This window comes from Nonomuraea sp. NPDC001699 (assembly GCF_053596455.1).
The window spans coordinates 229,663-252,292 of sequence record NZ_JBSFGF010000003.1 but is presented as its reverse complement, the minus strand read 5'-3'; the positions used below and the strand labels follow the sequence as shown (position 1 = coordinate 252,292).

The 22,630-nt window shown below is 72.0% G+C and carries 22 protein-coding genes; 17 read left to right on the top strand and 5 right to left on the bottom strand.

Translation table 11 applies throughout. The features are described 5' to 3' along the window. Positions 1 to 9 precede the first annotated feature (9 nt). Together ACWCSU_RS11325 and ACWCSU_RS11320 are read right to left on the bottom strand one after the other, a co-directional pair. Positions 10 to 399, bottom strand: a complete 390-nt coding sequence (locus ACWCSU_RS11325; RefSeq protein WP_352326361.1) for an ATP-binding protein — start codon at positions 397 to 399, stop codon at positions 10 to 12. After that, the gene (locus tag ACWCSU_RS11320) at positions 392 to 1,228 is read right to left on the bottom strand and encodes an MEDS domain-containing protein (RefSeq protein ID WP_364092738.1); all 837 of its coding nucleotides are present in this window, start codon (positions 1,226 to 1,228) and stop codon (positions 392 to 394) included. The genes ACWCSU_RS11325 and ACWCSU_RS11320 overlap by 8 nt, the downstream gene beginning before the upstream one ends. 143 nt (positions 1,229 to 1,371) lie before the next feature. Between ACWCSU_RS11320 and ACWCSU_RS11315 the strand changes: the two genes are divergently transcribed. The 9 genes from ACWCSU_RS11315 to trpA all read left to right on the top strand — a co-directional run bounded on the left by ACWCSU_RS11315 (position 1,372) and on the right by trpA (position 7,808). Then, complete coding sequence (locus ACWCSU_RS11315; RefSeq protein ID WP_364092761.1) at positions 1,372 to 1,746, top strand: STAS domain-containing protein; 375 nt, start codon at positions 1,372 to 1,374, stop codon at positions 1,744 to 1,746. An 8-nt stretch (positions 1,747 to 1,754) separates the two neighbouring features. Then, complete coding sequence (hisI, locus tag ACWCSU_RS11310; RefSeq protein ID WP_357704361.1) at positions 1,755 to 2,090, top strand: phosphoribosyl-AMP cyclohydrolase; 336 nt, start codon at positions 1,755 to 1,757, stop codon at positions 2,088 to 2,090. A 9-nt stretch (positions 2,091 to 2,099) separates the two neighbouring features. After that, positions 2,100 to 2,738 (top strand): TIGR02234 family membrane protein, encoded by a 639-nt coding sequence (locus ACWCSU_RS11305; protein WP_449934910.1) that lies wholly within the window; start codon positions 2,100 to 2,102, stop codon positions 2,736 to 2,738. A 109-nt stretch (positions 2,739 to 2,847) separates the two neighbouring features. Then, entirely contained in the window at positions 2,848 to 3,525 is a 678-nt protein-coding gene (locus tag ACWCSU_RS11300; protein ID WP_449934909.1) for a DUF4190 domain-containing protein, read from the top strand. A 144-nt stretch (positions 3,526 to 3,669) separates the two neighbouring features. Next, positions 3,670 to 4,272 (top strand): CD225/dispanin family protein, encoded by a 603-nt coding sequence (locus ACWCSU_RS11295; RefSeq protein WP_364092730.1) that lies wholly within the window; start codon positions 3,670 to 3,672, stop codon positions 4,270 to 4,272. A gap of 20 nt (positions 4,273 to 4,292) precedes the next feature. Beyond that, the gene (locus ACWCSU_RS11290; RefSeq protein ID WP_364092728.1) at positions 4,293 to 4,724 is read left to right on the top strand and encodes a DUF2752 domain-containing protein; all 432 of its coding nucleotides are present in this window, start codon (positions 4,293 to 4,295) and stop codon (positions 4,722 to 4,724) included. A 119-nt stretch (positions 4,725 to 4,843) separates the two neighbouring features. After that, positions 4,844 to 5,683: an indole-3-glycerol phosphate synthase TrpC gene (gene trpC / locus ACWCSU_RS11285; RefSeq protein ID WP_125630391.1), complete on the top strand. Its 840-nt coding sequence runs from the start codon at positions 4,844 to 4,846 to the stop codon at positions 5,681 to 5,683. Positions 5,684 to 5,703: 20 nt separating this feature from the next. After that, complete coding sequence (trpB, locus tag ACWCSU_RS11280) at positions 5,704 to 6,927, top strand: tryptophan synthase subunit beta (protein WP_357704625.1); 1,224 nt, start codon at positions 5,704 to 5,706, stop codon at positions 6,925 to 6,927. Positions 6,928 to 7,013: 86 nt separating this feature from the next. Beyond that, complete coding sequence (gene trpA / locus ACWCSU_RS11275; protein WP_357704371.1) at positions 7,014 to 7,808, top strand: tryptophan synthase subunit alpha; 795 nt, start codon at positions 7,014 to 7,016, stop codon at positions 7,806 to 7,808. Positions 7,809 to 7,896: 88 nt separating this feature from the next. Here the strand turns inward: trpA and ACWCSU_RS11270 are convergent, their stop codons facing one another. Next, positions 7,897 to 9,624 carry a glycoside hydrolase family 35 protein gene (locus tag ACWCSU_RS11270; RefSeq protein WP_449934908.1) on the bottom strand — a complete coding sequence of 576 codons (1,728 nt, stop codon included), beginning with the start codon at positions 9,622 to 9,624 and terminating at the stop codon, positions 7,897 to 7,899. Between the two features lie 106 nt (positions 9,625 to 9,730). On the opposite strand from ACWCSU_RS11270, the gene ACWCSU_RS11265 reads away from it, so the two are divergent. The 5 genes from ACWCSU_RS11265 (at position 9,731) to ACWCSU_RS11245 (ending at position 13,729) form a co-directional block, all read left to right on the top strand. After that, a complete protein-coding gene (locus ACWCSU_RS11265; protein ID WP_357704375.1) occupies positions 9,731 to 10,570 on the top strand; it encodes a helix-turn-helix transcriptional regulator in 840 nt (279 codons plus the stop codon). A 144-nt stretch (positions 10,571 to 10,714) separates the two neighbouring features. Then, positions 10,715 to 11,233: a MauE/DoxX family redox-associated membrane protein gene (locus tag ACWCSU_RS11260; protein ID WP_357704377.1), complete on the top strand. Its 519-nt coding sequence runs from the start codon at positions 10,715 to 10,717 to the stop codon at positions 11,231 to 11,233. Then, positions 11,205 to 11,969 (top strand): DsbA family protein, encoded by a 765-nt coding sequence (locus ACWCSU_RS11255; RefSeq protein ID WP_357704379.1) that lies wholly within the window; start codon positions 11,205 to 11,207, stop codon positions 11,967 to 11,969. Before ACWCSU_RS11260 ends, ACWCSU_RS11255 begins: the two co-directional genes overlap by 29 nt. 27 nt (positions 11,970 to 11,996) lie before the next feature. Further along, a complete protein-coding gene (gene lgt, locus ACWCSU_RS11250; protein WP_449934907.1) occupies positions 11,997 to 13,028 on the top strand; it encodes a prolipoprotein diacylglyceryl transferase in 1,032 nt (343 codons plus the stop codon). Further along, positions 13,025 to 13,729, top strand: coding sequence for a VIT1/CCC1 transporter family protein (locus tag ACWCSU_RS11245; RefSeq protein WP_449934906.1), 705 nt, complete (start codon positions 13,025 to 13,027; stop codon positions 13,727 to 13,729). The genes lgt and ACWCSU_RS11245 overlap by 4 nt, the downstream gene beginning before the upstream one ends. 107 nt (positions 13,730 to 13,836) lie before the next feature. Here the strand turns inward: ACWCSU_RS11245 and ACWCSU_RS11240 are convergent, their stop codons facing one another. Further along, positions 13,837 to 14,130, bottom strand: a complete 294-nt coding sequence (locus tag ACWCSU_RS11240) for a hypothetical protein (protein ID WP_449934905.1) — start codon at positions 14,128 to 14,130, stop codon at positions 13,837 to 13,839. A gap of 489 nt (positions 14,131 to 14,619) precedes the next feature. On the opposite strand from ACWCSU_RS11240, the gene ACWCSU_RS11235 reads away from it, so the two are divergent. Together ACWCSU_RS11235 and ACWCSU_RS11230 are read left to right on the top strand one after the other, a co-directional pair. Further along, on the top strand, positions 14,620 to 15,609 hold the full coding sequence (locus ACWCSU_RS11235; RefSeq protein WP_449934904.1) for a hypothetical protein: 990 nt from the start codon (positions 14,620 to 14,622) through the stop codon (positions 15,607 to 15,609). Next, positions 15,606 to 16,241 carry a hypothetical protein gene (locus ACWCSU_RS11230; RefSeq protein WP_449934903.1) on the top strand — a complete coding sequence of 212 codons (636 nt, stop codon included), beginning with the start codon at positions 15,606 to 15,608 and terminating at the stop codon, positions 16,239 to 16,241. The genes ACWCSU_RS11235 and ACWCSU_RS11230 overlap by 4 nt, the downstream gene beginning before the upstream one ends. A gap of 28 nt (positions 16,242 to 16,269) precedes the next feature. Here the strand turns inward: ACWCSU_RS11230 and ACWCSU_RS11225 are convergent, their stop codons facing one another. Further along, positions 16,270 to 17,811 carry a bis-aminopropyl spermidine synthase family protein gene (locus ACWCSU_RS11225; RefSeq protein WP_449934902.1) on the bottom strand — a complete coding sequence of 514 codons (1,542 nt, stop codon included), beginning with the start codon at positions 17,809 to 17,811 and terminating at the stop codon, positions 16,270 to 16,272. 312 nt (positions 17,812 to 18,123) lie between these two features. On the opposite strand from ACWCSU_RS11225, the gene gltB reads away from it, so the two are divergent. Further along, positions 18,124 to 22,629, top strand: coding sequence for a glutamate synthase large subunit (gene gltB / locus ACWCSU_RS11220; protein WP_449934901.1), 4,506 nt, complete (start codon positions 18,124 to 18,126; stop codon positions 22,627 to 22,629). Position 22,630 lies beyond the last annotated feature (1 nt).

The following is a 22,630-nucleotide window of genomic DNA, read 5'->3' as shown; positions in this document are numbered from 1 at the left end:
CGGCGGCTCCTAGTCGAGGGCGGCGGCGAACGTCACGCTCGTGCCCGCCGGGCCGGACACGATCGTGATGTGGTCGCACAACATCCGGGTCAGCCACAGCCCCCGCCCGCGGAACTCCAGCCCCGCGGGCGGGCGCGCCTCGCCCATCCAGCCGGGCGGCAGCCCCGGGCCCTGGTCGGTGACCTCGCACCACAGCCGGCCCTCGCCCGACCACAACCGCAGCCGCCCCTGGCCGCCGCCGTGCAGGACGGCGTTGGTGGTGACCTCGTTGACCGCCAGCACGAAGTCCTCCAGCCGCCGCCCGCTCAGCCCTTCGTAGGCGGCCTGCTCGGCCACGGCCCTGCGCAGGAACGTGATGCGCCCGCGCGCGAAGGTCGCGCGGAGCACCTGCCTACCCATCGCCCACCCGGCGGACGACGACGTGCGTGTCGGCCCTGACCAGCCGGAGCACCCGGGCCACCCGCTCGGCGCAGACGACCACGGTCGAGCCGTAGGGCCTGGCCGCGGCCGTGACGGTCAGCAGCCGGGCCGAGCCGGCGTCGATGAAGTCGAGGTGGGAGGCGTCGATCACGACCTGCCCCGGCTCCTTCTCCAGCGGCGACAGCACCGAGCCGAACGCCGGCCTGTTGGTGAGGTCGACGTCGCCCCACACCCGCAGCCCCGGCGGAGAGGAGGTGTTGGCGAAGCGCAGCAGGGCCTGCTCGGGGGCGATGGGGTGGACCGCGGTGGCCCGTTCGATGGCGTCGAGGGGGAACAGCTCGCGGTCGTACTGGCACACCGCGGCCAGCCAGCGCTCGCCGAACAGCTCGTTGGCCGCGGCCTCGAAGGCGGCCTGGGCCTGCGCGTCGCGCGCTCCCCAGGAGGCGTCGATCAGGGCGTAGACGCCGTGCTGGCCGTGCCTGCGCGCCCGGTGGTGGGCGTCGGCCAGGCCGTGCAGCAGGCGGTCGGGGTCGAGCCGGCCGTCGGTGAAGTGCGTCTCGGCACAGGAGAGGATCTCCACCTGCCCGGCGGCCTCGGCGTCGTCGAACCCGGGGATGAGCGGCGCCAGCCAGCCCCGGGTCTGCTCCGGGGTCTCCGCATGGGTGATGATCATCACCTTGGTCCGGCGGCGCAGCCCGTTGAGCGTGAACTGCCTGGTCGTCGTCATGCGCTGCCGATCGCCCTCGAACGGCAGGCAGACGTGGTCCCCCAGATCCGGGTCGAGGACCGAGCCCGCGACGTGCACCACGATGTGTCCTCCCTAGCACGCGTCGCCTAGAAATTACCGTGATGCCCGCGATCACGTAGCGCGTTCTCGGCAAAACACACCGTTACCCGATGTGGGCCGGTGTACGTTTTCGGCGGGGCCGCCCAGGAAGGGTCGTGAAGGGCATGGGCGTGGACGTTCTGGAGACGACGCACAGCAGGCACGGGGAGATCGTGGTGGTCGGCCTCACGGGCGAGGTCGACGTCGACAACGTCGACCGGGTCAGGAGGTGCCTCGACGAGGCGGTGGAGGCGTACGGCCCGCGGCTGGTGGTCGACCTGACCGGGTTGACCTTCATCGACACCACGGGGCTCGGGGTGCTGGTACGCCAGCTCGCCGCGCTGCGCGACAGGAACGGCACGATGGCGCTGGTGGCCTCCGACGGCCAGGTGCTGCGACGGCTGCGCAGGACGAACCTGGCGGCCCTGTTCCCGATTCACGGCACCTTGTCCGAGGCGCTGGCCCAGCCGGAGGCGGGAGCACGAGGGCGGGCTGGTTGAATGGCAACATGTCCCTCGACCCCGAGATCGCCGCACGGCTGAAGCGCAACGCGGACGGCCTCGTGCCCGCCGTCGCCCAGCAGCACGACACCGGCGAAGTGCTCATGATGGCCTGGATGAACGACGAGGCGCTGCACCTCACGCTCACCACCGGCCGGGCCACCTACTGGTCGCGCAGCCGCGACGAGCTGTGGGTCAAGGGCGACACCTCCGGGAACGTCCAGCACGTCAAGAGCGTGGCCCTCGACTGCGACGGCGACACGATCCTGCTCAAGGTCGACCAGGTCGGCGCCGCGTGCCACACCGGCGACCACACCTGCTTCGACGCCGGCCTGATCGGTTAGGGCCGCGAGATGGCCTCCGACAACGGGCGGCGCGAGCTGTGGGCGTGGCTGGGGCTCACCGTCCTGGGCAGCTGCCTGGTGCTGCTGGCGGCCGGCCGGGGCTGGGTGCGGGTGCTCGGCGGGCAGGCCGCCGACGCGGCGGCGCCCACCGGCGGCGACCTGAGCCCCGTGCTCACGCCGCTGGGGCTGGCGGGGCTCGCGGGCGTGGTGGCCGTGCTGGCCACCAAGGGCGCCGGGCGCAGAGTCGTCGGCGTGCTGGTCGCGCTCTGCGGCGCGGGCGCGGCGGCGGGCACGTGGTCGGCGCTGGCCTCGGCCACCGTCACCGGCTGGCTGCGCGAGCACAACGCGATGCGCGCGATGGCCGGCCTGCCCTGGGAGCCGGTGCCGGCCTGGCCGGTCGTGGCCGGGCTCGGCGCGTTCCTGCTGCTGGCCGGCGGCGTGCTGGCCGTGGTGCGCGGCGGCAGGTGGACGGGCATGTCGGGCCGCTACGAGAGGGCCGCCGCCACCAGCGGAGACGGAACCGGCGACCGGGCTGACGACCGGGGCGGCGCGGTCGCGGCCTCCGCCCGCAGGGCCCATGACGACCGCGAGCTGTGGGACGCGCTCGACCGCGGCGACGACCCGACAGAGTCCCCGGATCGCCGTTGAGGTCGGTAGTCACGAAATCTCCACGGTTCTGAACCTGTGTCTGCTTGGCAAACCTTTTCTCAATAAGCTGCCGTTGCAACTCGCCGAGAACACAAGAGGAGCCAGGCTCATGAGCTACGGGGACCAGGGCGGCAGCGGGGGCTACGGCGCGCAGCCACCCGGCGGAGGCTACGGCCAGCAGCCGCCCACCGGCGGCGGCTACGGCCAGGGCCCGGGTCACGGCCAGCAGCCCCCGAGCGGCGGCTACGGTCAGCAGCCTCCGAGTGGCGGCGGTTACGGTCAGCAGCCCCCCAGCGGTGGCGGCTATGGCCAGCAGCCCCAGAGCGGCGGCTACAACCAGCAGCCGCCCGGCGGTTACGGCTACAACCAGCAGCCGCCGAGCTACCCCCAGGAGCCCCTCGGCTACGGGCAGCAGCCGCAGCCCCCGAGCGGCGGCTACGCCCAGCCCGGCTACGGCCAGCAGGGTTACGGCCAGCCCGGCTACGGCCAGTATGGCGCCCCCCAGCAGCCCCGCTCCACCAACGGCATGGCGGTGGCCTCGCTCATCCTCGGCATCGTCGGCCTGGTCACCTGCGGCGCGACCAGCATCGTCGGCGTCATCCTCGGTCACATCGCGCTCAACCGCATCAAGCGCACGGGGGAGGAGGGCCAGGGCATGGCGATGGGCGGCCTGGTGACCTCGTACATCATGGTCGTGCTTTTCGTGCTGCTCTTCCTGCTGTGGGGCGGGGCCCTGCTGACCCTGATCGGCCTCGGCTCGGCGGCCTCCGTCAGCGACTACTCGTGAACGGACGGGGCGCAGCGTGACGCCCCGCTTGCGGTGTGATTACGAATTGTCCGCAACGTGGGCGTTAGTCCACGTAGGGGATGCTTTCTCGCTAGGCTGCCGCGCGCAACTCGCTTCACGATGACGACATGAGGAGTCATGAGCATGAGTTACGGAAACCAGGGCGACGGTGGTTACGGCGCCCAGCCGCCCGGCGGCGGTTACGGCCAGCAGCCGCCGAGCGGTGGTGGCGGCTACGGCCAGCAGCCGCCCAGCGGTGGTGGCGGCTACGGCCAGCAGCCCCCCAGCGGTGGCGGTTACGGCGGCGGCTACGGCCAGCAGCCCCCGAGTGGCGGCGGCTACGGTGAGCAGCCCCCCGGTGGTTACGGTCAGCAGCCCCCGAGCGGTGGCGGCTACGGCCAGCCCCCCGGTGGCGGTTACGGGCAGCCGCCCGGTGGTTACCCCGGTGGCGGCTACGGCCCCGGTGGCGGCGGCACCCCGCCGGACAACCAGCTGGTCCCGGCGATCCTCACCACCCTGTTCTGCTGCCTGCCCCTCGGCATCGTGGCGATCGTGAAGTCGTCGCAGGTCAACTCCAAGTGGCAGGTCGGCGACTACCAGGGCGCCATGCAGGCCGCCGAGGAGGCCAAGACCTGGTGGAAGCGCAGCCTGATCTTCGGCATCATCGCCATCGTGCTGCTCATCATCTTCTACGTGGTGGTGTTCGTCCTGCTCGCCGCCTCCACGAGCAGCTACGGCTCTTACTGACGGACGGGGACACCGAGAGCATGAACATCGCAACAACCGGGCGGCGGGGGACGAGACGGCTGAAGGGCCTGCTCGCGCCGCTCGGTGTTGCGGCCGCGGCGGGGGCCGTGTTCGGCGTGGTCGGCGTGGTCGACCCCAACCAGCCCGGCCACTACCCGACCTGCCCGTTCCTGTGGGTCACCGGCCTCTACTGCCCGGGCTGCGGCACGCTGCGCACCGTCCACGCGCTGGCCCACCTCGACCCGGTGGCCGCCCTCGGGCTCAACCCGCTGGCCGTGGCCATGATCCCGTTCCTGCTGTTCTGGTGGGGGCGGTGGGTCGTACGGGCCTGGCAGGGCAGGCCGCGGCGAACCACTCTGGCGCATCCGGCGTGGCTGTGGGCCTTCATCGGGGTCGTGATGGTCTACTGGGTCGTCCGAAACCTTCCCTTCGGGGCGTTCCTCGCGCCCTAGTACGGGCCCTGTGGCGAGGTGACCCCGGTGGGGCCGATACCATCGCAGGACAAGGCCGAGAGCGGACGCGAGGCGAACTCTCTGCCACCCCCACTGTCAACCGGAGGGACCCCAAGCGCGTGAGTGAGCGGACGGAAGGACCGAGTGTCCTCGACGACATCCTCGAAGGGGTGCGCGCCGATCTCGCCGCACGTCAGCAGGCCGTGTCGATCGACGAGCTCAAGCGGCGAGCCGAGCGGGCCCAGGGGCCCCGAGACGCGATGGCCGCACTCGGGGGTGACAGGATCTCGGTGATCGCCGAGGTCAAGCGGTCGAGCCCGTCCAAGGGCGCGCTCGCCGCCATCGCCGACCCCGCCGCGCTGGCGGCCGACTACGAGGCCGGCGGGGCCCACGTGATCAGCGTGCTGACCGAGCGGCGCAAGTTCGGGGGCAGCCTGGAGGACCTGGCGGCCGTCCGCGCCCGCGTCGACATCCCCATCCTGCGTAAAGACTTCATCCTCACCTCCTACCAGCTCTGGGAGGCCCGGGCCCACGGCGCCGACCTGGCGCTGCTGATGGTCGTCTGCCTGGAGCAGGAGGCGCTGGTGTCGCTGATCGAGCGGGCCGAGTCCATCGGGCTCACCCCGCTGGTCGAGGTGCACACCGAGGAGGAGCTGGAGCGGGCGGTCGCCGCCGGGGCGCGGGTCATCGGGGTCAATGCGCGTAATTTGAAGACTCTTGAGGTCGACCGTGACGTCTTCGCCAAGCTGGCGCCGAAGATCCCGGATAATGTGATCAAGATCGCCGAGTCGGGCGTGCGCGGCCCGCACGACCTGCTCGCCTACGCCAGGGGTGGCGCCGACGCCGTCCTGGTGGGGGAGAGCCTGGTCACCGGCAAGGATCCGCGCAAGGCGGTGGAGGCGCTGGTGACCGCCGGCGCTCACCCGTCGACGCGCCCCGACCACTCAGCAGAGGGATAGCAGTGGCTAACGAAGGCTCCATCCTCAGCGCCGCCGACCTCGATGGCGGCGCCGCGTACGGCAACGACCCCGACCTGCACGGCAAGTTCGGCATCTTCGGTGGCCGCTACGTGCCCGAGGCGCTCATCCCGGCGCTCGACGAGGTGGCCGCCGTCTACGAGAAGGCCAAGACCGACGCGCAGTTCCTGCGCGAGTTCGACCACCTGCTGCGCACCTACGCGGGCCGGCCGACCACGCTGACCGACGTGGCTCGCTTCAGCGAGGAGGCCGGCGGCGCGCGCGTCGTGCTCAAGCGGGAGGACCTGACCCACACGGGCGCCCACAAGATCAACAACGTGCTCGGCCAGGCGCTGCTGACCAAGCGCCTGGGCAAGAAGCGGGTGATCGCCGAGACCGGCGCCGGCCAGCACGGCGTGGCCACCGCCACCGCGGCCGCCCTGCTCGGCCTGGAGTGCGTCATCTACATGGGCGCCGTCGACTGCGAGCGCCAGGCGCTCAACGTGGCGCGGATGAAGCTGCTCGGCGCCACCGTGGTGCCGGTCCACAACGGTTCCAAGACGCTGAAGGACGCCATCAACGAGGCGTTCCGCGACTGGGTGACCAACGTCGACACCACCCACTACCTGTTCGGCACCGTCGCAGGCCCCCACCCGTTCCCCGAGATCGTGCGCGACTTCGCGCGCATCATCGGCGTCGAGGCCCGCCGCCAGATGCTGGAGCTGACCGGCAAGCTGCCCGACGCGGTGTGCGCGGCGGTCGGCGGCGGCAGCAACGCCATCGGCATCTTCCACGCCTTCATCGGCGACGAGGGCGTGGCCCTGCACGGCTACGAGGCCGCCGGTCACGGCCTGGAGAGCGGCGAGCACGCGCTCACCCTCACCGCCGGTTCGGTGGGCGTGCTGCACGGCTCGCGCACGTACGTGTTGCAGGACGACGAGGGCCAGACGATCGAGTCCCACTCGATCTCGGCCGGGCTCGACTACCCGGGCGTCGGCCCCGAGCACGCCTGGCTGAAGGACTCCGGCCGCGCCACCTACCACGGCGTCACCGACGACGAGGCTATGGCGGCGTTCGCGCTGCTGGCCAGGACCGAGGGCATCATCCCGGCCATCGAGTCCTCCCACGCGCTGGCGGGCGCGCTGAAGCTGGGCCGCGAGCTCGGTCCCGAGTCGACGATCCTGGTCAACCTGTCCGGGCGCGGCGACAAGGACATGGGCACCGCGATGAAGTACTTCAACCTCTGACGCCCTCGCCCGCGCGGCGCGGAACACCCTGAGACGGCCTGCGGCAGGGCATCATGGGTGGGACTCGACCTTCGAAACGGACAGACATGACGACTCTTCAGACGGTTTTCGCCAAGGCGAAGGCGGACAACCGGGCCGCGCTCGTCGGCTACCTGCCTGCCGGCTTCCCGTCCAAGGACGGTGCGATCGCCGCCGCCGCGGCCCTGGTCGAGGCGGGCTGCGACGTCATCGAGATCGGCCTGCCCTACTCCGACCCGCTGATGGACGGCCCGACGATCCAGGACGCGGTGCACCGCTCGCTGGTCAACGGCACCCGCATCGCCGACGTGATGCGCACGGTCGAAGGGGTCGCCGCCACGGGGGCCGCCACGCTCGTCATGACGTACTGGAACCCGATCGACCGCTACGGCGCCGACCGGTTCGCCCGCGACCTGGCCAACGCGGGCGGCGTGGGCACGATCACGCCCGACCTGACGCCGGAGGAGTCCGAGCCGTGGCGCCGGGCCTCGGCCGAGGCGGGCATCGACACGGTCTTCCTGGTGGCGCCCAGCTCCACCGAGGAGCGCATCAAGGCCGTGGTCGACTGCTGCACCGGCTTCGTCTACGCCGCCTCGCTGATGGGCGTCACGGGCGCCAGGGAGAGCGTCAACTCCGCGGCCGAGGGCCTGGTCAAGCGCACCCGCGAGCACACCGACCTGCCCGTGTGCGTGGGCCTGGGCGTCGGCACGGGCGCGCAGGCGGCCGAGGTGGCCCGCTACGCCGACGGCGTGATCGTGGGGTCGGCGTTCATCCGCCGCATCCTCGACGCGCCCGACGAGGCCGCGGGCCGTGAGTCGATCATGGCGCTGGCCGGCGACATGGCGCGCGGCGTGCGCCGCTGACCCTCATCGTGGCGAAGGCGCGTCCCCTGGGTGGGGGCGCGCCTTTTCGTCGTGCTCATCTCGGAGGCGCCGAGCGGGGTGGCGGAGGTCAGCCCAGGTCGGGGGTGGTGCGGAGGTCCAGTGCCCGGCCCACCTGGTCGAGTTCGAGGACGACGATCTCGTTCGTCCCGGCGCGCAGCAGCGGGGCCGGGACGTAGAGGGTGCGCTGCGGGCCGCGGTCCCAGTAGCGGCCCAGGCAGAAGCCGTTCACCCAGACGTACCCCTTGCCCCAGCCGGGCAGCGCCAGGAACGTGTCGGCGGGTTCGTCCACTTCCAGGAGGAAGCGGAAGAACGAGCGCGGCCCGGCGTCCGCGCCGTCGGCGAACGGCACCGCCGAGACGTCCTCCAGCGGGATCGGCCGCGCGCTCCACCCGTTCAGGTACTGCTGGTGGTGCAGCACCCCGCCGGTCAGGCCCTTGCTCTCGCCGGTCAGCGGCCCGTAGTTCGTCCGTCCCATCGACTCCACCAGCAGCTCCACCGTGGCGGGGCCGGACACCGACACCTCGGGCTCCTCGGCGTCGCGCTCGAACACCCCGGCGAGCCGGCCGTCCACGAGCACGTGCGCCCGGTCACGCAGCCCGGGCAGCCTCAGCCGGTACGCGCCCCGCGGCCCCGGCACCTGCCCCCGGTACAGCACCAGGCCGTGCTCCAGCCCCAGATCCTCGAACGACGGCGGCACCGGCGCGTGCGTCTCGGGCCCCGCCACCGCCTCCAGCGCCTCCAGCAGCGGCACCGACTGGACGGGCCGCAGCGTCGCCGGCGGCAGCACGTCCGGGACCGGCGGCACCGCGGGCGGCTCGCCCGCGTACCGCGACAGCACCTCGCGGAAGCGCCAGAACTTCTCGGTCGGCGCCCCGCGCTCGTCGATCGGCGCGTCGTAGTCGTAGGAGGTCACGGTCGGCCGCCAGTCGCCCATCGCCCGCTCGCCGGCCTGGTTGGCGCCCGCCCGGGCGCCGAAGTTGGTGCCGCCGTGCGCCATGTACAGGTTCACCGACGCGCCGAGTTCGAGGATGCGCTCCAGGACGGCGGCCGCGTCGCCGGCGTCCCTGGTCATGTGCTTGTGGCCCCAGTGGTCGAACCAGCCGCACCAGAACTCCATGCAGAACGGCGGGTCGTCAGGCCGGTGCTCGCGCAACGCGGCGAACGCCCGGTCGGGGTCGGAGCCGAAGTTCACCGTGGCCGGCACGCCCGGCAGGGTGCCGCCGGTCAGGTACCAGTCGGCGGGGCCGTCGGAGGTGAACAGGGGCACCTCGACGCCCCGGGATGTCAGGCCGTCCGCCAGGTGGCGCAGGTAGGCCTGGTCGCTGCCGTAGGAGCCGTACTCGTTCTCCACCTGGACCATGATCACGTTGCCGCCGCGGGTCACCTGCCGCTCGGCGACCTGCGGGAGCAGCCGGTCGAAGTAGCGGTCCACGTGGCCCAGGTACTCGGGGTCGGAGGTCCTGACCCGGCCGGTGAGCCAGGTGGGCAGGCCGCCGTTGTCCCATTCGGCGCAGATGTACGGCCCCGGCCGCACGATCGCCAGCAGCCCCTCCTCGGCCGCCGCGTCCAGGAACGCGCCCAGCTCCTCCATCCGGCGGAACTCGCCCCTGCGCGGCTCGTGCAGGTTCCACGGCACGTATGTCTCGACCGTGTTCAGGCCCATCGCCCGCAGCATCGCGAGCCGGTGCCGCCACTGCCCGGGATGCACCCGGAAATAGTGCATGGCCCCCGACAACACCCTGAAGTCCGCGCCGTCGAGCCGGAACACTCCGTTCTCGACCGAGAAAACACCCATAACTCTTCCTCCGGTAGGATTTCGCGCCCCGCATCCTGGCCGAGACCGCAGGTCAGCGGCCATGGACAAACCCAGTCAACCTGTTGGACTCACCCGCGGAGACCGCATGACGCCGCCCTACGACAAGTGGATGCGCTACCTCACCCCCGGCCCCGCCCACCGGGGGCTCGGCCTGGTGTGCCTCGGCGTCGGGCGCCAGGAGGGGCGGCTGCCCACGGTCGGGCCGCGTACCCTGCAGCACCACGTCGCCGTCCTGGTCACCGCGGGCCGCGGCTGGTTCTCCCAGGCCGACGGGCCCGTCGTGGACGTCGTGGCGCCGGCCGTCATCTGGCTCCTGCCCGGCGTGTCCCACCACTACGCGCCCGACGAGGCCGGCTGGGACGAGTGGTTCGTCGACTTCGCCGGCCCCTCCGCCGCCGTCTACCAGGACCTGGGCTTCGTGGACGCGGACAACCCGGTCACCCCCCTCACCACGGCCGAACCGGCCGCCCACGCCATCGGCCGCATCGCCCAGGCGTGCCGCAGGGGCGGACCGTACCTGGAGGTGGAGACCTCGGCCATCGTGCACGAGGTCCTGGTCGCCCTCAGGCGCGCCCGCGCCGACGAGGACCCGTACGGCGATCCGGTGCTGGCCGGGCTGGCCAGGGACGCCTGCCTGCCGGTGCCGGTGGCCGAGCACGCCAGGCGCCTCGGCATGCCGCTGACCGAGCTGCGCCGCGCCGTACGCCGGTTGGCCGGGTGCAGCCCCAAGGACTACGTGCTGTCCATCAGGCTCAACCGGGCCAAGGACCTGCTGGCCACCACCGACCTGCCCGTGGCCGCCGTGGCCCGGCGCGTCGGCTATGCCGACCCGGCGTATTTCACCAGGTTGTTCACCCGCCGCGCCGGTCTGCCGCCCAGCGAATTCCGGACGCAGCAGTATCGTGGACTTCCTACCATGAAGTGAACGGGACTCTGTCTTAGCCGACCCTTATCCCGAGCGTGATCGGATGATGTCCCGGTACTGTGCGCATTCCCGGCGCAGAGAAAGAGGAGATCATCCGTGGTCGCGTCACAACCGTCACGCAACGGCAGAACGGCGATACCCTGGGTGACGACCGTCGCCCGGCTGATCCTGGGGGGCGTGCTGATCGCGGCGGGCGCGCTGAAGATCGGCAACCCGTCCGACTCGGTGGTCGCGGTCAAGGCGTACCAGTTGCTGCCCGAGTCGATCGCCGAGATGGTGGGCTACATCCTGCCGATCCTGGAGATCGTCGTCGGCGTGCTGCTGGTCGTCGGTCTGCTGACCAGGGTGGCCGCGGTGATCGCCGCGCTGCTCATGTTCGCCTTCGTGTTCGGCATCGCCTGGGCCTGGGCGCACGGCCTGCGGATCGACTGCGGCTGCTTCGGCGGCGGCGGCCAGCTGGAGTCAGGACAGGAGCCGGCCTATCTGCTCGACATCCTGCGCGACTTCGGCCTGGTGCTGCTCGGCGCGTGGACGGTCCGCTTCCCGCCGGGACGGTTCGCCCTCGACGGGGCGCTCGGGCTGGCGGGTGCCGAGGAAACAGGTGACGAGGAACCAGGTGACGAGGAGATCGAGGATGAGCAAAGCCCAGCGCACCAAGTCTGACCGGAACATGTCGGCGCGCGACAAGATCAGAGAGCAGCAGGCCGCCGCACGCGCCCAGGAGCGGCGCAAGAAAGTGGTGACCTACACGACCGCCGCGGTGGTCGCGGTGGCCGCCGTCGGCCTCGGCGCCTGGTACACCATCAGCTCCTCCAAGTCGGAGGAGGCCGGGGCCGGGCTCGCGCCGATCACCGTGCAGCCCGACGGCAGCGCCGTGATGGCCCAGGCGGGCGTGACCCAGCCGGTGGTCGACATCTACGAGGACTTCCAGTGCCCGGTCTGCAAGGAGCTGGAGCGCGTCAGCGGCCAGACCTTCAAGAACCTGGCCGCCGAGGGCAAGGCCAAGGTCGTCTTCCATCCCATCACGATCTTCTCCAGGGAGCCGACGAAGGGCAACTCCGTGCGCGCGGCGGCGGCCGCCCGCTGCGTGGCCGACGGCAAGCAGTGGATGGCCTTCCACGACCTGATCTACAAGAACCAGCCGGCCGAGACCGTCGAGGGCTTCAAGACCGACCAACTCGTCACGTGGGGCAAGGAGGCCGGTGTCACCTCGCCCGATTTCGAGAGTTGCGTCACGTCCCAGAAGCACGCGCCCGCCGTGCTGACCGACAGTGCGAAGATCATGGAGAAGCAGGCGATCGAGGGCACGCCCACCGTGAAGCTCAACGGCACCAGCATCGGCGAGGCGGCGTTCTCGCCGCAGCAACTTCGCGATGCGGTCACGAAGGCCGCCAAGTAGCCGCAGGCTGCGCTACCCTCACCTGACATGCCCCTAGCCTCGATTCCCAGCCCTTCCCAGGGGGTCTGGTATCTCGGAATCATCCCGATCCGGGCCTATGCACTGTGCATCGTGCTCGGCGTCGTCGTCGCCGTATGGCTGAGCGAGCGGCGTTGGGTCGCTCGCGGCGGCCAGAAGGGGACGATCATCGACATCGCCGTCCCCGCGGTGATCTTCGGCCTGATCGGCGGTCGGCTCTACCACGTCATCACCGACTGGCAGACCTACTTCGGCAGCCGTGCGATCAAGGAGCCGTACCAGGCCCTGTTCATCTGGGAGGGCGGTCTCGGCATCTGGGGCGCGATCGCGCTCGGCGGGGTCGGCGTGTGGTGGGCCGTGCGCAAGCGCGGCATCTCCATGAGCGCCGTCGCCGACACGGTCGCGCCGGGCATCGCCTTCGCGCAGGCCATCGGCCGCTGGGGCAACTGGTTCAACCAGGAGCTCTACGGCAGCCCGACCACGCTGCCGTGGGGCCTGGAGATCGACGTCGACCACGGCGGCGAGCCGGGCGTCCTGTACCACCCGACCTTCCTGTACGAGTCGCTGTGGGACGTCGCGCTCGGCTTCCTGCTCATCCTGGCGGGCAAGCGGTTCGCGCTGCGGCACGGGCGGCTGTTCGCCCTCTACGTCGCGGGCTACACGCTCGGCCGCTTCTGGATCGAGGGGCTGCGCATCGACCCGGTCGGCGGGGTCGACCACGCGGTGACCTTCCTCAGCCTGCGGCTCAACCAGTGGACGTCCATCGTGCTGTTCGTCGGCGCGCTGATCTACCTCTGGCTGACCAGGAACAAGGACACCGAGGAGAGGGTCGTGCCGCTCGACCTGACGGTGGATCCGGCGCACGAGAGCGGCCAGGCCGACCCGGGCTCGTCCGACGCGCCGGCCGCGGTCGTGGCCGAGCGCCCGGAGGAGGACGACGGCCCGGCCACCTCGGCCGGGGACGAGCCCTCCGGCGCCGACCCCGACCCCCACGGCGAGGCCGACGCCGAGTCCGCGACGAAGGAGACGAACCCGCGATGACCGGCGGCGCGGAGATCCACCATCGCCATCGCGACGTCAGCGGGGGCTGGTTGCGGCCCTCGGTGTTCGGCGCGATGGACGGCCTGGTGTCGAACTTCGCGCTCATCGCCGGTGTCGCGGGCGGCACCACCAGCGCCAAGGTCGTCGCCCTCAGCGGCGTGGCCGGGCTGGCGGCCGGAGCCCTGTCCATGGCGGGCGGCGAGTACGTCTCCGTGGCCAGCCAGCGCGAGCTGGCCCAGGCCGAGATCGCCGTGGAGAAGCGGGAGCTCGCGGGCAACCCGGAGGCCGAGCTGGCCGAGCTGGCTCAGTCCTTCGTGGACAAGGGGGTGGAGCCCGAGCTGGCCACCGCGGTGGCCACGCAGATCTCCCGCAACCCCGAGCGGGCCCTTGAGGTCCACACCCAGAACGAGCTGGGTGTCGTTCCCGGCGCGCTGCCCTCGCCGAAGGTGGCGGCGGTGTCGTCGTTCGTGTCGTTCAGTGTGGGGGCGGTGCTGCCGCTCCTGCCGTACTTGTTCGGAGTCGAGGGGCTTACCGTGTCGGCCGTGGTGTCGTGCGCGGCGTTGTTCGGGGCGGGCGCGCTGGTGTCCGCCGTGACGGCGCGCAGCTGGTGGTACTCGGGGTTGCGTCAGCTCGTGGTGGGCGCGGTCGCGGCGGGGATCACGTTCGGGCTGGGCAAGTTGATCGGGGCGTCGGGACTGTGAGATCGGGACGACGCTCCGGGTCCGGTTCCGGCTCCGGTGGCCCTGGCGATCCCGGCGGCGCTTCCGGCACCGGCGGTTCTGCGGGCACTTCTGGCATTTATGGCGGTTCAGGTGGTGCCGGCGGTGGTGTCGGCGGCGGTGGTGTCGGCGGCGGTGGCGTCGGCCGTGGCGGCGGTGCCGCCGCAGGCGCTTCCGGTGGCGGTGCTTCCGGTGGTGGCGCTTCTGGCGTCGGTCGTTCCGGTGGCATGGGAGGAGGGCGTGGCGGGCGTGGATCGGGGTCCGGGAGGGCCCGCCGCCGTTCCGCCGCCCGCGCCGCCGAGGCCGTGCCGCCTGAGCAGCAGGTGAGCGGTGGCGAGGGGGGCCAGGACCTCTGGGCGGCCCGCCGCGCCGCCCGCCCCCAACAGCCCCCGGACGCAGGCTGGGCATCCCGCCCGTCCGCCCCCCAAGGGCCCGACGCCGCATGGCCCCCGCACACCGCCCCCCAAGGACTCGACGGCCCGTGGCTCCCGCACACTGCCCCGCAGGGCCCCGATGGCCCGCGGTCCCCGCACACCGCCCCTCAGGGCTCGGACGCGCAGTGGGCAGCTCAGGGGTCGAACGCGCAGTGGGCCGCCGGTTCTGGTTCTCAGGGGTCGGACGCGCAGTGGGCCGCCGGTTCTCAGGGGTCGGATGCTCAATGGGCGGCTCAGGCCGATTCGCAGGGTTCTGACGCTCAGTGGGCGGCTCGCCCCGCCGACGAGGCCGCCGCGCCGCGCGGGCGACGTTCGCGCGGAAGACGTTCCCAGGACGGCGCGGAGGCGTCCAGGGGCAGGCGTTCCCAGGAGGGCGGGGAAGGGGCTCACGGGCGGAGGCGTGCGTCCGACAGCGATGACGCCGTCTGGGCCGCGAGCATGGACGACCTGGCGGAGGCCGCCCGGTCGGGCCGTCGCGCCGCGGCCACGGACACCGGCGAGCAGCCCCGGCAGGGACGGCGCGGCGCCGCCGCGGACGGTGACGAGCAGGCCGACGGTTTCGGGGCCTTCGGGGCGACGGGAGCGTCGCGGCCGTCCGGGGAGCAGGCGGAGCCGGCGACCGGCTCCGGGACGCGCAAGCGGCGCCGGACGCCGCGTTCCGACTGGCAGTTCCCGGTGCTCACCGAGTGGGGCCTGCGCCCCGATCAGCAGCGGCTGATCGTCATCATCGCCACGGTCATCGGCGTCGTCGCGGGCGCGACGGGGCTGGTGGCGGTCGTCAGCTCGCTCGGCGACTACACCCCCGAGCGCCAGGCCAACGCCGCCGTCCTGGGCCCGGACGCCGCCTTCCCCGTGTCCTACCAGGGCTGGAGCTCGCCCAAGCTGTTCGCCTCCCTGGCTGACAGGAGCAAGGACAGCCGCGACCTCACCGAGAAGGAGGTGTTCGCGCAGAGCGAGCTCGCGGTCTCCAAGAAGCTCAAGCTCAAGCTCGCCGCCAAGCGCATCGACGCCGACTGCTCGGCCGCCCTGTGGGGCACGACCTTGCTGGAGAAGGTGTCCGACGCCGGCTGCCTCCAGGCGGCCCGCGGCCTGTACACCAGCTCCGACGGCCGTTACGTCGGTCAGTACACGCTGCTCAACCTCAAGGACGGCCAGTCGGCCGGCGAGCTGGTCGAATCCCTGAAGACCCTCTACCGGGGCGGCTGGGCACGCCCTCTGACGTCCTCGAAGGCGTCCTTCCCGGCGGGCGGTTACTCCGAGGGCGGCGGTTACGCGCTCGGGCACTACGTCGGGCTCGTCTGGATCGGCAAGACCGACGGCCTCGACCCCACCGCCAAGGACGACTTCGTCTCCGTCACCCTGGCGCTGCGCGGCGCGGAGAAGGCCGTCTACCGCCGGGTCGTCGCGATCACGGGACCGGCCTCGTGACCTCCGCTCACGCGGACGGGACCGCCGGAGCGCCGCCCAGGAGGTCGCGTCGTGCGGTCGTCGTGGCCGGGGTGGCCTTGGGGGTTCTGGCGGTCGCGGTGGCCGGGTGGTTGTGGCTGCGTCCGGGGGAGCCGCGGCCGGCCGCCTTCCGGGGCGAGCCCACCTCGGACTTCTACGCGGCCGTCGACTCCCGCCGGGCCGACGCCGCGCCGCTGACCGTGCAGGAGGTCTTCACCGCCCAGACCGAGACGCTCGGCTTCCTGCGGCGGCTCTCCACGCAGGAGCACGCCGACTGCGACGAGGTCCTGTGGGGCGCCTCGGCGGCCGGGTGCACGCAGGTGCTGGGGGCCGCGTACGAGGGCGGCGGGCTGGCCGGGCAGTTCGCCATCTTCAACCTGCCCGACGGGCGCGCGGCCGACGCGCTGGTGGCCGCCCTCGGCCAGGACGGCTTCGTCCGCCAGGACGCCGCGTTCGACGCCGCCCGCAGCCGTGCCCAGGCGCGTGCCATGGGCCACTACGTGACGGTGAGCTGGGCGGGCGGCACGGCCTCCGCCGACGACCTGGTCACCGCACTCGTCGCCCTCGACGGCCTCGGCCGCGTGGTCCAGAACCGCATCCTCGCCGCCACCTGACCGCCCGCTGTCTGTCCCGTCGAAGGGGTCAGGGGGTGGTCGTGGTGAGGGCGGTGACGGTGGTGGAGACGGCGGCCGGGAGGCCGGTCAGGCGGTGGAGGGGCGCTTCCAGGGGGGTCAGGTCGTCGGACCAGGGAGCGGTCTGGCGGATGAGGGCGCGGGCCTCGTTCTTGGTGAGGGCCGTGCCCTGGTCGCGGGCCGCCGCGATGAGCGCCTCCCGCCAGGTGTTGGCCAGCTTGGCGTGGCCGTTGTCGAGGATCCGGCGCAGCACCGCGTCGGCCGCTCCGGCGGGCTGCGGACGGCGTACGGCGTCGAGCGCCCCGCCCGTGCGGCGCGACTCGTAGACGGCGGACAGCGCGTCGGGCAGCGGCGGCAGGTCGGCCCCCCACACGCGTACGTGCGTGGCGCGGGTGGCGAGCAGCACGCGGGGCAGCGCGGCCTCCAACCCGGGCGGCAGCGCGACGGCCACCCGCTCGGCGGCCGCCGCGTAGGGCTTGGCCAGCCAGGTCGACAGCCGCACCCGCGGCTGGGCCGCCTCCTTTGGCCACTCGCCCACCAGCAGGTCGGCCTCGAACCCGGCCAGATCGGGCGCCGCGTGCGCCGTGGGGGCCGACTCGACCGACTGGGGGCCCTGCGTGTAGATGGCCGTGGCCTGACGGCCCAGCCGGGCGTTCACCGCCGGGCGGGTCTTGCTCGTGGGCCGCAGCAGGTAGAGATCGGCCGCCGACCCGATCGCCTCCGCCCCGAAATATCTATTGAAATCAGGGTAAATCGCCTCGTAGGTGAGGTTGAGCTCCGACAACGCCTGCTGGACCTTGAAGGCCAGCATCGGCGTACGCTCGCTGGCGCCGTACGCCACCAGCACCCGCCCGTCGTCCTTCAGCCCCTCCAGGGCGCGCGCCGCGAACAGCCCGATGCCCTCCGGCGTGTACGGCGGGTCGGTGAACGCCAGATCGTGCTCCCGGGCCGAGGCCGGCAGCCCCAGCCGCAGGTCGGCCCAACGGGTGCGGACCCCGAGCCCCTGCTCGTCGATGTAGGCCAGGATGCGCTCGTCGACGTCGACCACCGTGACGTCGGTCTCGGGATGGACCAGCTTGACGGCCAGCGAGGTCAGGTCGTGGTCGCCGACGCACAGCAGCCGCGCCCCCGGCAGCCAGAACCGCGCCCCGAGCAGCAGCGCGCGCCGCAGCGCCGTCTCCGGCGTGGCCGAGACGTGGTCGAGCACGTGACGGGCCCGCGGCGCGCCCGCGACCAGCGCGGTCAGGCGTTCGAGCGCGTCGGGGTAGTGGGGGAGCAGGTGGGTCACCGGGTCCTCGGGAGGCGGCGCCATGGCCAGCAGGTCCTGGTAGGCGGGCGTGTCGCCCGGCGCCACCCGGAACCGGTCGCCCGAGCGCTCCAGGCGCACCTCGCGCAGCAGGGCCTCGATCGTGCGCCTGGAGGTGGCGGTCTGCCTGACCAGGTCGGCCAGGGACCACCACTGGCCGTCGCACAGGAGTGTGAGGGCGTGCCGCAGCCGCCTGCCGTCGACCCCGGCCTCGGCGAGAAGGCGCTCCACCCCGTCACGATCCATGCGCCAACCCTATCGAGGGGCGGGGCCGGCTCCGGCCGTCCGCCGGGTGGGCCGGGCCCGTTCGGGAGGAGCTTCAGGGGTCTGTGAGGGCCATGGGGCGGCAGGGGCGTGACCTGGGAATTCTCATGGCCTGGTCCGGGGTTTGGGATGGCGGGTTCGGATGCTGGAACCGTGCGCAATGTTCGCAATGCGGACGCGGCGGGCACCAATCCGGCAGCGTGCGGTAATCTCTACCCACGATATGCAGCAGGGCCAACGTCGTCCCCGCCTGTAGAGCAGTTCTTGACAGACGAAGACGACGGGAGGGATTCAATGCCTGCTGCCCACCTCGGATTCCCCGAGCCTCAGGGCCTCTACCACCCCGCCAACGAGCATGATGCCTGCGGTGTCGCCATGGTCGCGGACGTCGCCGGACGCCGGGGGCACACGATCGTGGTCAAGGCGCTGACGGCGTTGTGCAATCTCGACCACAGGGGAGCCAAGGGTAGCGAGCCGGACACCGGCGACGGAGCCGGGATCCTGACGCAGATCCCCGATGGGTTCTACCGCGCGGTCGTGCCGTTCGCGCTGCCCGAGGCCGGCGCGTACGCGACCGGCATCGCCTTCCTGCCGGCCGACGAGCAGGCCAGGGGCGTCGCCACCGGCCTGATCGAGGAGATCGCGGCCGAGGAGGGCCTCACGGTGCTGGGCTGGCGGGACGTCCCCGTCGACCGCGCCCTGCCGGGCCCGAGCGCCCGCGCCGTCATGCCGCACTTCGCCCAGCTCTTCGTGGCGAGCCCCGGCGGCGAGCAGGGCCTCGACCTCGACCGGCTGGCCTTCTGCCTGCGCAAGCGGTCCGAGCACGAGGCCGACGTCTACTTCCCCTCGCTGTCGGCCCGCACGGTGGTCTACAAGGGGATGCTCACGCCCGATCAGGTCGAGCCGTTCTTCCCCGACCTGAGCGACGAGCGCTACGAGAGCGCGATCGCGCTGGTGCACTCGCGCTTCTCCACCAACACGTTCCCCAGCTGGCCGCTGGCCCACCCCTACCGGTACGTGGCGCACAACGGCGAGATCAACACCGTCAAGGGCAACCGCAACTGGATGCGGGCCCGCGAGGCGATGTTGTCCTCCGCCCACATCCCGGGCGACATCTCCAGGCTCTTCCCGATCTGCGACCCCGACGGCAGCGACACCGCCAGCTTCGACGAGGCCCTGGAGCTGCTGCACATCGGCGGCCGGAGCCTGCCGCACGCGGTGCTGATGATGATCCCCGAGGCGTGGGAGAACCACACCGAGATGGATCCGGCGCGCCGCGCCTTCTACGAGTTCCACTCCTCCCTCATGGAGGCGTGGGACGGCCCGGCCTCGATCACGTTCACCGACGGCACCCTGGCCGGGGCCGTGCTCGACCGCAACGGCCTGCGCCCGGGGCGCTTCTGGGTGACCGCCGACGGGCTGGTCGTGCTGGCCTCCGAGGCCGGCGTGCTCGACTTCGCGCCCGAGGACGTCGTCCGCAAGGGCCGCCTGCAGCCGGGCCGCATGTTCCTCATCGACACCGCCCGCGGCAAGATCATCGAGGACGACGAGATCAAGGCCGAGCTGGCCGCCGAGCTCCCGTACGAGGAGTGGCTGCACGCCGGGCTGGTCAGGTTCGAGGAGCTGCCGGCGCGCCAGCGGGAGATCCCCACGCACGAGGCGCTGGTCAAGCGGCAGCAGACCTTCGGCTACACCGAGGAAGAGCTGCGGATCATCCTGTCGCCGATGGCCAGGTCCGGTGCCGAGCCGATCGGCTCGATGGGCACCGACACGCCGGTCGCGGTGCTGAGCGAGAAGCCGCGGCTGCTGTTCGACTACTTCACGCAGCTGTTCGCGCAGGTCACCAACCCGCCGCTGGACGCCATCCGGGAAGAGCTGGTCACCTCGCTGGCCAGCGTGCTCGGCCCCGAGGGCAACCTGCTCGACCCGGGCCCGACCTCCTGCCGCCAGCTCGTGCTGCCGTACCCGGTGATCGACAACGACGAGCTCGCCAAGATCATCCACATCAACGACGAGCACGACCTGCCGGGCTTCCACCCGCACGTCATCAGCGGCCTGTACGAGGTCGCGGGCGGCGGCCAGGCGCTGCTCAGCCGCCTGGCCGAGATCAGGGCCGAGGCGTCGGCGGCCATCGCGGACGGCGCGCGCATCATCGTGCTGTCCGACCGCGGCTCCTCCGACGCGCTCGCGCCGATCCCGTCGCTGCTGCTCACCGGCGCGGTGCACCACCACCTGATCCAGGAGAAGACCCGGACCAAGATCGGGCTGGTCATCGAGACCGGCGAGGCCCGCGAGTGCCACCACATGGCGCTGCTCATCGGCTACGGCGCCGGCGCGGTCAACCCGTACCTGGCGATCGAGACCGTCGAGGACCTGGTCGACACCGGGGCGCTCCAGATCGGCAAGCACAAGGCCGTCCGCAACCTGATCAAGGCGTACGGCAAGGGCGTCATCAAGGTCATGTCCAAGATGGGCGTGTCCACGGTGGCCTCCTACACCGGCGCGCAGATCTTCGAGGCGCTCGGCCTGAGCCAGGAGGTCATCGACGCCTGCTTCACCGGCACGACGTCCCGCCTGGGCGGCGTCGGCTTCGACGTGCTGGCCGAGGAGACCGCCCAGCGCCACCGCCACGCCTACCCCCGGGCGGAGAACGCCCACCGCAGGCTCCAGGTCGGCGGCGAGTACCAGTGGCGGCGCGAGGGCGAGCCGCACCTGTTCAACCCCGAGACCGTCTTCAAGCTGCAGCACGCCACCCGCACCCGCCGCTACGAGATCTTCAAGGAGTACACGAGCCTCGTGGACTCCCAGGCCGAGCGGCTGATGACCCTGCGCGGCCTGTTCAGGCTGCGCAAGGGGCAGCCGATCCCGCTCGACGAGGTCGAGCCCGTCGAGAGCATCGTCAAGCGCTTCTCCACGGGCGCGATGTCGTACGGCTCGATCTCGATGGAGGCGCACGAGACGCTCGCCATCGCGATGAACCGGCTCGGCGGCAAGTCCAACACCGGCGAGGGCGGCGAGGACCCCGAGCGCCTGTACGACGCCACCCGCAGGTCGGCGATCAAGCAGGTGGCCTCCGGCCGGTTCGGCGTCACCAGCGAATACCTGGTCAACGCGGCCGACCTGCAGATCAAGATGGCTCAGGGGGCCAAGCCCGGCGAGGGCGGCCAGCTCCCCGGCCACAAGGTCTACCCGTGGATCGCCAAGACCCGCCACTCCACGCCCGGCGTCGGCCTCATCTCGCCGCCGCCGCACCACGACATCTACTCGATCGAGGACCTGGCCCAGCTCATCCACGACCTGAAGAACTCCAACCCGGAGGCCAGGGTCCACGTGAAGCTGGTCGCCGAGGTCGGCGTCGGCACGGTCGCGGCGGGCGTGTCCAAGGCCCACGCCGACGTGGTGCTCATCTCCGGCCACGACGGCGGCACCGGTGCCTCGCCGCTGACCTCGCTCAAGCACGCGGGCGCGCCCTGGGAGCTCGGCCTGGCCGAGACCCAGCAGACGCTGCTGCTGAACAACCTGCGCGACCGCATCGTCGTGCAGGTGGACGGCCAGCTCAAGACCGGCCGCGACGTCGTCATCGCCGCCCTGCTGGGCGCCGAGGAGTACGGCTTCGCCACCGCCCCGCTGGTCGTCTCCGGCTGCGTGATGATGCGGGTCTGCCACCTCGACACCTGCCCGGTGGGCGTGGCGACGCAGAACCCCGAGCTGCGCAAGCGCTTCAGCGGCAAGCCCGAGTTCGTGGTCAACTTCTTCGAGTTCATCGCCGAGGAGATCCGCGAGTACCTGGCCGAGCTGGGCTTCCGCACGCTCGACGAGGCGATCGGACACGTCGAGATGCTCGACACGACGGCCGCCGAGAACCACTGGAAGGCCGGCGGCCTCGACCTGTCGCCGATCCTGCACCAGCCCGACCTGCCCGAGGGCACGCCCAAGCGGCGCACCGTCGAGCAGGACCACGGCCTGGAGCACGCCCTCGACAACACCCTGATCCAGCTCGCCGAGGGCGCGCTCAAGGAGGGTACGCAGGTCACGCTGGAGCTGCCCATCCGCAACGTCAACCGCACGGTCGGCACCATGCTCGGCTACCAGGTGACCAAGCGGTACGGCGGCAAGGGCCTGCCCGACAACACCATCGACATCGGCTTCACCGGCTCGGCGGGCAACTCCTTCGGCGCGTTCCTGCCCCGCGGGATCACGCTGCGCCTGACCGGCGACGCCAACGACTACCTCGGCAAGGGCCTGTCGGGCGGGCGGATCACCGTCCGGCCGCACGAGGAGGCCCCGCTCGACGGCCACATCATCGCCGGCAACGTCGCCCTGTACGGCGCCACGTCCGGCGAGGTGTTCGTCCGCGGGGTGGTCGGCGAGCGCTTCTGCGTGCGCAACTCCGGCGCGACGGCGGTCGTCGAGGGCGTGGGCGACCACGGGTGCGAGTACATGACCGGCGGCCGGGTGGTCGTGCTCGGCCAGACCGGACGCAACTTCGCGGCCGGCATGTCCGGCGGCGTCGCCTACCTGCTCGACCCGCGGCCCGAGCGGGTCAACCGCGAGATGGTCGCCGTCGAGACGCTGACCGAGCAGGACGGCGAGTTCCTGAAGGAGACGGTCGAGAAGCACTTCGCCGAGACCGCGTCCCCGGTGGCCAAGCAGTTGCTGGCCGACTGGGACGCCGCGCTCGCCCGGTTCGGCAAGATCATGCCGACCGACTACAAGAGGGTGCTGGAGGCCGCCGAGGCCGCCCGCGCCGAAGGCAGGGACATCGACGAGGCCGTCATGGCGGCTGCGGTTCAGGGCTAGG

Excerpts from the sequence above, each read along its gene's own strand:
- ACWCSU_RS11325 (WP_352326361.1), bottom strand. The coding sequence starts at position 399 with ATGGGTAGGCAGGTGCTCCGCGCGACCTTCGCGCGCGGGCGCATCACG.
- ACWCSU_RS11315 (WP_364092761.1), top strand. The coding sequence starts at position 1,372 with ATGGGCGTGGACGTTCTGGAGACGACGCACAGCAGGCACGGGGAGATC.
- hisI (WP_357704361.1), top strand. The coding sequence starts at position 1,755 with ATGTCCCTCGACCCCGAGATCGCCGCACGGCTGAAGCGCAACGCGGAC.
- ACWCSU_RS11305 (WP_449934910.1), top strand. The coding sequence starts at position 2,100 with ATGGCCTCCGACAACGGGCGGCGCGAGCTGTGGGCGTGGCTGGGGCTC.
- ACWCSU_RS11300 (WP_449934909.1), top strand. The coding sequence starts at position 2,848 with ATGAGCTACGGGGACCAGGGCGGCAGCGGGGGCTACGGCGCGCAGCCA.
- ACWCSU_RS11295 (WP_364092730.1), top strand. The coding sequence starts at position 3,670 with ATGAGTTACGGAAACCAGGGCGACGGTGGTTACGGCGCCCAGCCGCCC.
- ACWCSU_RS11290 (WP_364092728.1), top strand. The coding sequence starts at position 4,293 with ATGAACATCGCAACAACCGGGCGGCGGGGGACGAGACGGCTGAAGGGC.
- trpA (WP_357704371.1), top strand. The coding sequence starts at position 7,014 with ATGACGACTCTTCAGACGGTTTTCGCCAAGGCGAAGGCGGACAACCGG.
- ACWCSU_RS11270 (WP_449934908.1), bottom strand. The coding sequence starts at position 9,624 with ATGGGTGTTTTCTCGGTCGAGAACGGAGTGTTCCGGCTCGACGGCGCG.
- ACWCSU_RS11265 (WP_357704375.1), top strand. The coding sequence starts at position 9,731 with ATGACGCCGCCCTACGACAAGTGGATGCGCTACCTCACCCCCGGCCCC.
- ACWCSU_RS11255 (WP_357704379.1), top strand. The coding sequence starts at position 11,205 with ATGAGCAAAGCCCAGCGCACCAAGTCTGACCGGAACATGTCGGCGCGC.
- lgt (WP_449934907.1), top strand. The coding sequence starts at position 11,997 with ATGCCCCTAGCCTCGATTCCCAGCCCTTCCCAGGGGGTCTGGTATCTC.
- ACWCSU_RS11245 (WP_449934906.1), top strand. The coding sequence starts at position 13,025 with ATGACCGGCGGCGCGGAGATCCACCATCGCCATCGCGACGTCAGCGGG.
- ACWCSU_RS11235 (WP_449934904.1), top strand. The coding sequence starts at position 14,620 with ATGGACGACCTGGCGGAGGCCGCCCGGTCGGGCCGTCGCGCCGCGGCC.
- ACWCSU_RS11225 (WP_449934902.1), bottom strand. The coding sequence starts at position 17,811 with ATGGATCGTGACGGGGTGGAGCGCCTTCTCGCCGAGGCCGGGGTCGAC.
- gltB (WP_449934901.1), top strand. The coding sequence starts at position 18,124 with ATGCCTGCTGCCCACCTCGGATTCCCCGAGCCTCAGGGCCTCTACCAC.